9 protein-coding genes are annotated in these 7,393 nt (G+C 67.2%); 5 read left to right on the forward strand and 4 right to left on the reverse strand.

Features of this window, described 5'->3' with window-relative positions; all coding sequences use genetic code 11:
- Positions 1 to 828: 828 nt before the first annotated feature.
- Entirely contained in the window at positions 829 to 1,461 is a 633-nt protein-coding gene (locus EJK15_RS65960) for a cysteine hydrolase family protein (protein WP_138720384.1), read from the reverse strand.
- 172 nt (positions 1,462 to 1,633) lie between these two features.
- Here EJK15_RS65960 and EJK15_RS65965 point away from each other — a divergent pair, with 172 nt between their 5' ends.
- The gene (locus tag EJK15_RS65965; protein ID WP_138720385.1) at positions 1,634 to 2,152 is read left to right on the forward strand and encodes a winged helix-turn-helix transcriptional regulator; all 519 of its coding nucleotides are present in this window, start codon (positions 1,634 to 1,636) and stop codon (positions 2,150 to 2,152) included.
- A gap of 17 nt (positions 2,153 to 2,169) precedes the next feature.
- Complete coding sequence (locus EJK15_RS65970) at positions 2,170 to 2,955, forward strand: MFS transporter (protein ID WP_276615604.1); 786 nt, start codon at positions 2,170 to 2,172, stop codon at positions 2,953 to 2,955.
- A gap of 63 nt (positions 2,956 to 3,018) precedes the next feature.
- On the opposite strand, the gene EJK15_RS65975 is transcribed toward EJK15_RS65970, so the two are convergent.
- The 3 genes from EJK15_RS65975 to EJK15_RS65985 all read right to left on the reverse strand — a co-directional run bounded on the left by EJK15_RS65975 (position 3,019) and on the right by EJK15_RS65985 (position 4,546).
- A complete protein-coding gene (locus tag EJK15_RS65975) occupies positions 3,019 to 3,600 on the reverse strand; it encodes a recombinase family protein (protein ID WP_240778065.1) in 582 nt (193 codons plus the stop codon).
- A gap of 288 nt (positions 3,601 to 3,888) precedes the next feature.
- The gene (locus EJK15_RS65980) at positions 3,889 to 4,149 is read right to left on the reverse strand and encodes a hypothetical protein (RefSeq protein WP_276615605.1); all 261 of its coding nucleotides are present in this window, start codon (positions 4,147 to 4,149) and stop codon (positions 3,889 to 3,891) included.
- A gap of 28 nt (positions 4,150 to 4,177) precedes the next feature.
- On the reverse strand, positions 4,178 to 4,546 hold the full coding sequence (locus tag EJK15_RS65985; RefSeq protein WP_171075365.1) for a DoxX family protein: 369 nt from the start codon (positions 4,544 to 4,546) through the stop codon (positions 4,178 to 4,180).
- A gap of 106 nt (positions 4,547 to 4,652) precedes the next feature.
- Between EJK15_RS65985 and EJK15_RS65990 the strand changes: the two genes are divergently transcribed.
- The 3 genes from EJK15_RS65990 (at position 4,653) to EJK15_RS66000 (ending at position 7,205) form a co-directional block, all read left to right on the forward strand.
- Complete coding sequence (locus EJK15_RS65990; RefSeq protein ID WP_206062213.1) at positions 4,653 to 5,252, forward strand: TetR/AcrR family transcriptional regulator; 600 nt, start codon at positions 4,653 to 4,655, stop codon at positions 5,250 to 5,252.
- Positions 5,253 to 5,332: 80 nt separating this feature from the next.
- The gene (locus EJK15_RS65995; RefSeq protein WP_171075366.1) at positions 5,333 to 6,961 is read left to right on the forward strand and encodes an FAD-dependent monooxygenase; all 1,629 of its coding nucleotides are present in this window, start codon (positions 5,333 to 5,335) and stop codon (positions 6,959 to 6,961) included.
- A 34-nt stretch (positions 6,962 to 6,995) separates the two neighbouring features.
- Entirely contained in the window at positions 6,996 to 7,205 is a 210-nt protein-coding gene (locus tag EJK15_RS66000; protein WP_240778066.1) for a class I SAM-dependent methyltransferase, read from the forward strand.
- Positions 7,206 to 7,393: the final 188 nt, after the last annotated feature.

The following is a 7,393-nucleotide window of genomic DNA, read 5'->3' on the forward strand; positions in this document are numbered from 1 at the left end:
TCGACGTCGAGCTGGCGCCCACCGGGACCGGCCCATGAGCCAGGCCGTTTCCGGACTTTCCGGCCAGGTCTACGCGCGTACGCGTGAGCGCCTGGTCCAAGGCCGGTGACCGCCCATCGAGATCATGGGGAAAGGCCAAACGCGGCGTTCCGTCGTTCGCACAGCGTGATCAATTGGCTACTGGTATCCAGGAGGGAGTGCGGGGGCAGCGTTCTGGAGGGGGGCGCGTCACCGCGGGGTGTCCGGCCCGGTAGCAGTTGCGGTCGGACACCCTCCACTCGACGCAGGGCTCCAGGATTTCGGGAGTTTCGGGACCCTCTCGCGCTGGCGCGCGCGGGCCCCCCCGGGCCGGATGTGACCTGCAACGCACCTTGACCGGGAATCTGCGACATTATTTGGCCGCATGTCACCCGTAGTGACGGGTAAACCGTCGATGTCCCGCGCCAGGGAAACCTTGATCGTTGCCATCCAATGTTGCTGATCAGTAAGTCCGTGCCAGCGGAGCTTCAGCGGCACGAAGTGCTGGTGCGTCAGGGAGGGGCGGGGATGAGTTTCCGGCTGGCGGCGTACGCCGTGTGCATCGAGGACGGGCGGGTGCGACTCGCTCGTCACGTCGGGGTGACCCGGCGCCCTCGGGTCACCCCGGCTGAAGAATCCTGACCCCGAACGGCCACGGCGTCGCCTCTCATGCGGGGATCCTCGCATCCGATGCGACCCACGACGGTCACCGAACCCCCGCCGACCTACACAAAGGCCGCGTCACCGCAGGTCAGAGGTAACTTCGTTGGATTTACGGCTACTGCTACCGGACCCCTTCTACGGTGAGCGTCAGACCTGTGCCCCCTTGAACGCAGTGCCGATCTCGTCGGCGGTCACGATGGCGTGGGCGTAGGTCGGGCCGTTCAGGTCGTGGGCCGCATGCAGCATTTCCCGAGTCCACGCGGCGGTCGCTCCGCGCACCAAGGTCACGTGGTACCCCAGCTCCATGGCGAAGCGGCTGGTCGACTCGATGCAGGTGTTGGCCAGCATGCCGACGGTCACCACATGGGTGATGCCGTGCTGCTTGAGCTGCAGGTCGAGATCGGTGTTGGCGAACCCGCTCTGCCCCCAGTGCTCGTGGACGACGACATCGTTCGCCTGAGGAACGAAGTCCGGGTGCCAGTCGCCGCCCCAGGTTCCCTCGGCGAACATCTGATTTTGGATGCCGCCGGCCTGGTAGGCATTGAGGTAGTTCCAGTTCGCGTGGTTGCCCTCACGCCAGCGACGGTGCGGGACGACGAAGACCTGGATGCCGGCCGCACGCGCCGCGGCCGTCACCGCGCGCAGGTTGTCGAGCAGGCCGACCTCTGTAGCGACCTCTTCGACCATAGGCCACGCCTTCCCCCCTTCGGAGAGGAAGTCGTTGTAGGGGTCCACCAGGAGCAGCCCCGTATGCGCCGGCTCGTACTGCGTATCGGCCATCAGTCGTCCCTCCAGTAGCGCCAAGGAGTCCGCGCCTTGTGCGACGGACACTCGCTCGACTCGTCACACAGTAACTCAAGAAATCATAGTTACCAACTCAATTTTTCATACCAACTCGATCGATTTATGCGATGATGGGAGGACCGAACGAGTTCACGAGGAGGACGTCGGCATGGGCGGCTGGTCGGAAATCACAAGCACGGTGTGCCCCATCGCGCGTTCGAGCGCGGTGATCGGGGACCGCTGGACGCTCGTGATCATGCGGGAGCTGACGATGGGCAACCGCCGCTTCGACACCCTGCAGGCCCAGACCCTGACTTCCCCGCAGATGCTGACCAACCGCCTCAAACGACTGGAGGCCGACGGCATGCTCGAACGCCGTGCCTACAGCGAAAGGCCCCGCCGCTACGAGTACCACCTCACCGACAAGGGCGAAGCCTTCGCCTCGGTGCTGCTCGCCCTACGGGCATGGGGCGAGACATGGTGCAAGGAGCCCGAGGAAGAGGTCGCCGTCCATCACCTCCACAAGACATGCGGCCGCGAGGTGGGTCTAAGCGGCACCGTGTGCGAAGGGTGCGGCAAGCCCTTCACGGTCCATGAAGTGATGGGTGAAGTCAGCGTGGCCTTCGCACGGGAACGTGAGGACAGGAGCGCAGCCGCCAGGCAGGATGCGGAGACCCGCCGAACCTGACGCCATACTGTCGCCCGTTGTCGCAGGACAGTCGAAGTCAGGCCCCTGTTCGTCTCGAATTCATCGGTCCCGGTACTCGTCGGCAGGATGGATCGTCGGCTCTTGCTTGTCGCCTTGATGGGACTCATGACGCTCGCTCCGCCCTGGCCCCGAACTATCCGCTCCTGATCACCGCCCGCGTGCTGGTCGGGGTGGCGATCGGCGGGTTCTGGGCCATCGCCGGCGGTCTGGCCGTCCGGCTCGTCCCCGCCCCGCTCGTGCCCCGGGCCACGGCGATCATCTTCGGCGGCGTCGGGGCAGCGAACGTCTTCGGCGTCCCCATCGGCACAGTGATCGGCGGGCTGGCGAGCTGGCGGATCGCGTTCGGCGCGCTGAGCGCCCTCGCACTGGTCGTGCTGGTCGCCCTGCTGGCCGTGCTGCCACCGTTGACCGCTGCTCAGCCCGTCGGCCTGCGGCGGCTCGCCGACCAGTTCCGCAACCAGGGCGTCCGGGTCGGCATCCTGGCGACCTTCCTGATCGTGACCGGCCACTTCGCGGCCTACACGTTCATCAGCCCCGTGCTGCGGGATCTGTCCGGCATCGATGAGCAACTCGTCGGGCCGCTGCTGTTCGGATTCGGCATGGCGGGCGTCGCAGGGAACTTCATCGCGGGTGCCGCCGTGGCGAAGCGGCTCCATCGCACGGTCCTCACCATCGCCGCCGCCTTGGGGGTGACCGTGCTGCTCTACCCCATAGCAGGGCTTAGCCCTAGTGTGGGGCATCTCGAAGGGGGCGAGCAGCAACCGACCGGCCAGTGGCGTTAGCGAGCCATCAGGGCAAGGGTTGTCGCCATCGGTGGTTCCAATGCTGGTGTTCACCGGGGTGGCTTACGTGTCCATGGCCTTGGCGTCGGTGAGGGTCTTGTGGACGACGCCGATGGAGACCTTGACGCCGGTGGCGATGGTGCGGATGGATTCGCGGCGGGCGAGGATGGCGGCACGTTTGTCGTCGTCAACCACGGGTCGGCGACCGCCGACGCGGCCGCGTTTGCGGGCGGCTTCGAGGCCGTTCTTGGTCTTGCGGGTGATGTCACGGCGGCGGTCTTCGGCCAGGGCAAGCGCGAGGTCGAGGATAAGGGAGCGTTCGGTGTGCTCGCCGGCCGCGATGCCCTCCAGGACCTTGACGCCGACGCCGCGCTGGAACAGGTCGTTGAGGACGATCAGTCCTTCCAGGAGGTTGCGGCCGAGGCGGTCGACCTCCTGGACGGTGAGCAGGTCGCCGTCGCGGATGTAGGCCAGCGCGTTCAGCAGTGCGGGCCGGTCGTCGGTGATGAGCTTGCCGCTGCTCTTCTCCTCGAAGACCTTCCAGCAGATGGGGTCGAGGGCGTCGTGCTGCCGTTGGGTGTTCTGCTTGTCGGTGCTGACCCGGACCAGGCCGATGAGCGCCATCGAGGAGCGTCCTCCGTTCATCAAACGTGTAATGTCAGGTAGCTGAACGCTACTGGAAAACGAACGGCAAGATGAACGCTCTGAGGAGGCGCGGGGGCTCGTCCGGACGTGCTCCGGCCGGTGTTCATCAGACGGTCGTTAGATGAACGCCCCGGGATCTCCTTTGATCACGGGAGACGCTGCCGAGCAGGCCCCGGGCTCGCCCTTCTTGCTGTGGCTTCACCGCCTGGCCCCGCCCAGCTCCTTCCCCTTGACTGGCCCGAATGGCGCCAGCCACCACCCCGACGTGCCCTGGGCGGAACTGTGCGTTCAGTCCAGCAGTTCCTGCGAGCGTTTCCACAGGCGGCGGGCGGCCGGGGCGAGGGCGGCGAGTTCTGCCTGGTCGCTCCAGGTGAGGGCGATCTGGGAGACCGGGGCCATGATGTCGATCGGGTCCCAGGCCGCATCGAGGAGGCCGTCCTGCTGCGCGCGGCGGATGCGCGCCGGCTTGCCGACGATGGCGGCGCGGTAGGGACCGGGCTCGCCGTTGGCGGATTCGGCGGCGGGTAGTTCCATGCGACCCCAAGCGATGAAGCGGTGCTGTCACCGCGCGCTTCGCTCAGGAAGTCGCGAGCAACAAGGCCATGGTTGTTCCGGTGACCACGGCCAGCACTACGGGTGCCACGGCGTGGGAGCGGTGGCGCCGGTGCGTGAAGTCGCGGGCGCGGAGGTGGAATCCCACTGCGCCGATCAACAGCAGCGTGAGACCGGCCGCGGCCGTGATGGCGAGCGGCTTGAGCCAGAGGGCGGCCGCGAGCCCGAGGGCGCCGGCGATCTCCAGGGCGCCGATCGATCGGGTCATCGTCGAGCCGACGCCGAGCCTGAGCAGGTTGGCCGTCACGGGATCCCGTAACAGGACCTTCTGGGCGCCGGCGAGCAGGAAGACGAGAGCGACCAGAGTGCTCAGTGTGTTGGCGACAAACGACATGGTGTGACCTTTCGCGGCAAAGAGAACGAACATTCCTTTTCTAAGAGAGAGGCAGCAAAGTTGTCAAGTACGAATGTTCGTTCTACGTTGTGATGCCATGGCACGCATGCCCAAGGAGCATCTCGAAGCCCGCCGCCGCCAGATCCTGGACGCCGCGCGGCGCTGCTTCCTTCGCAATGGTTTCCACGCCACGTCCATGCAGGACGTGCTGACCGAGGCCGAGTTGTCGGCCGGGGCCGTCTACCGCTATTTCAAGAGCAAGGACGACATCATCGCGGCGACCGCCGCTGAGGCTCTCGCCGAGGTGGCGTCGGCGTTCGAGACGGACGACGCCGCGCGGCCGCCGGATCTGGACAACATCGTCGATCTCGTGCTGGGGGTCGACCGCCCCCCGCTGTCCGGATCGCAGGAGGCGGCCCAGCTGCTGGTCCAGGTCTGGTCGGAGGCGCTGCGATCGCCGTCGCTGAGCGCGAAACTGAAGGAGGTCATGGCGGAGGCCCGCGGTGTGGTCGGCGGCCTCGTAGTGCGACACCAGGAGCACGGGCTGCTGCCGGCCGACGTCCCGGCCGAGCATGTGGCCGATGTGCTGATGGCGCTCGTGGACGGGTTCCTGGTGCGCCGTGCGGTGTACGGCCACGCGGATTCGGTGGCCTTCAGGGACGGCATGCGAGCCCTGATGTCAGCGCCCGCACAAGCCGCCCAATAGAGAACGAACATTCGCTCTTGACTAGAACGGCCAGGGCATGCTCTTCTAAAAAGAACGATCATTCGTTCTAAGGAGTGGGTTTGTCGACTGCGAAAGAGGACGTTCTCATCGTCGGCGCGGGGCCGACCGGCCTGGTGCTGGCCATCGACCTGGCACGGCGGGGCGTGATCCCACGGATCATCGACGCCGGGCGCGCGGACCACCGGGAGAGCCGGGCTGTGTCGATCGTGGCCCGGTCGCTGGAGATGCTAGACGATCTCGGGCTGGCCCAAGCCGCCATCGAACGAGGCGTCCCGCTGCACACGCTGAACTTCTACCAAGGCACCACAACACTGGCCGAGATGGACGTGACGGCCGTGGACTCCCCGTTCCCGCTGGACCTGTGCATCCCGCAGTGGCAGACGGTCACGCTGCTGCGCGAGCGCGCCGAGGAGCTCGGAGTCACCATCGAATGGGACACCCGCCTGGTCGGGCAGCAGGCTGGCGAGCACGGCGTCACCGTGGAACTCCAGCACGGGGACGGCCGCAGCGAACGGCGCGAAACCCGCTGGCTGATCGGCGCCGACGGCGCCCACAGCACCGTGCGCGAGACGGCTGGAATCACCCGGGAGAGAGCCGACCTGAAGCGGGGGTTCATCCTGGGCGACGTCGCCGTGGACTGGCCGCTCACCCGGGACCGCTTCCATGTCTACTTCGACGCCTCCGGCCTGGTGGCCGTCTTCCCCATGATCGGGGGCTACTGGCGCATCCTGGCCAGCACGCCGGACGACCGGCCGCCGCAGGCCCCAGGGCTGGACGACTTCGCCGCCTACGTCGCCGAACGCACACCCTTGGATTCTCACGTACGCGACCTGCAGTGGAGTTCGTCATTCGTGGCCCGCGAGAGCCTGGCCGACCGCCTTCGCCACGGCCGGGTCCTCCTGGCCGGCGACGCCGCGCACAGCCACAGCCCGGTGGGCGGCCAGGGCATGAACACCGGCATGCAGGACGCCTACAACCTGGGCTGGAAACTCGCGCTCGTCGTCACCGGCCGCGCCGAGGAGTCCCTCCTGGACAGCTACCAGGCCGAACGCTGGCCCATCGTCAAGGCCGTGGTCGACGCCACCTCGACCACCACGAAGGTCGCCACCGGCACCACCCTGGTCGCCCGCAGAGCCAGGCGGCACGCGCTGCGCCTGCTCGGCAAGCTCAATCCCGTGCAACAGCGACTGTCGAACGCCTTCGGCGAGCACCTCGTCCATTACCGCGACAGCCGCCTCGTCTTCGAACGCTGGCACGAGTCGCCGGCCAGAGCGTGGAGTGATGTCGCCTGTACCGGACCGGAAGCCGGCGAGCTGGTACGGGACGTCTACGTTGAGAACCGTGAGGGGCCGGTGGCACTCCGTCACATCCTCCGGACGCCGGGCCACCACCTCGTCCTGTTCGCGGCGGACACGACGGACTCCGCCACCCTGGCCGCCTGGCAGGCCTCCGCACACGAGGCGATGGCCGGGCACGGCGAGATCCATGTCATCACCCGCGGCCACCTGCCGCACGACCCCATGGACGGAGTCTTCGCCGACCTGCGCAGCGAGGCGCACAACCGCTACGGCGTGCGCCGCCCCAGCCTGTACCTGATCCGCCCGGACAAGTACGTCGGCTTCCGGGGCGACAGCGTCGACTTCGCACCCGTGAGCGACTACTTCCTCGCCCTGGGCGCCCGCCCGTGACACCGCCTGTCAAGAAGAGGAGCTGGACAACCCCGTGACACAAGAACCGACCGCCCCCGAGAGCCTGGCCGGAATCGGCGCGACCGCCCTGGGCGTGGCTCTCCTGCGCGCCCAGGAGAGCAGCCGACCGGACCGGCTGTTCGACGACCCTTACGCGCGGCACTTCCTCCAGGCCGTCGATCCGGCGTTCACCCCTTGGGCCGCCGGTCCTTCTCCGGCGACCGCACGTTTCCTGCAGGTCTAACTAATAACCCTTGAGTTCCACTGGGCTTCTTTGGCCTCTCTAGCCCCAGGACCTGGGCGTTTCTGCTGGTGCTCCGGCTTCTGTGGACGTTGACGAGATTTCGGGGATTCTGAAGGTCTATCGTCCTGGTCGTTCGTCTTGCTGTGAGGGTGAAGGCGAGGTGGCCGGAGTTGGCGCTGGCGGTGGTG

Origin of the sequence: Nonomuraea basaltis (assembly GCF_005893125.1) — a bacterium.
Taxonomy (GTDB): Bacteria; Actinomycetota; Actinomycetes; order Streptosporangiales; family Streptosporangiaceae; genus Nonomuraea; species Nonomuraea basaltis.

What these genes read in the sequence shown, in the direction of transcription:
- EJK15_RS65960 (WP_138720384.1), bottom strand. Translation starts at nt 1,461, where the DNA reads ATGGCCGATACGCAGTACGAGCCGGCGCATACGGGGCTGCTCCTGGTG.
- EJK15_RS65965 (WP_138720385.1), top strand. Translation starts at nt 1,634, where the DNA reads ATGGGCGGCTGGTCGGAAATCACAAGCACGGTGTGCCCCATCGCGCGT.
- EJK15_RS65975 (WP_240778065.1), bottom strand. Translation starts at nt 3,600, where the DNA reads ATGAACGGAGGACGCTCCTCGATGGCGCTCATCGGCCTGGTCCGGGTC.
- EJK15_RS65990 (WP_206062213.1), top strand. Translation starts at nt 4,653, where the DNA reads ATGCCCAAGGAGCATCTCGAAGCCCGCCGCCGCCAGATCCTGGACGCC.
- EJK15_RS65985 (WP_171075365.1), bottom strand. Translation starts at nt 4,546, where the DNA reads ATGTCGTTTGTCGCCAACACACTGAGCACTCTGGTCGCTCTCGTCTTC.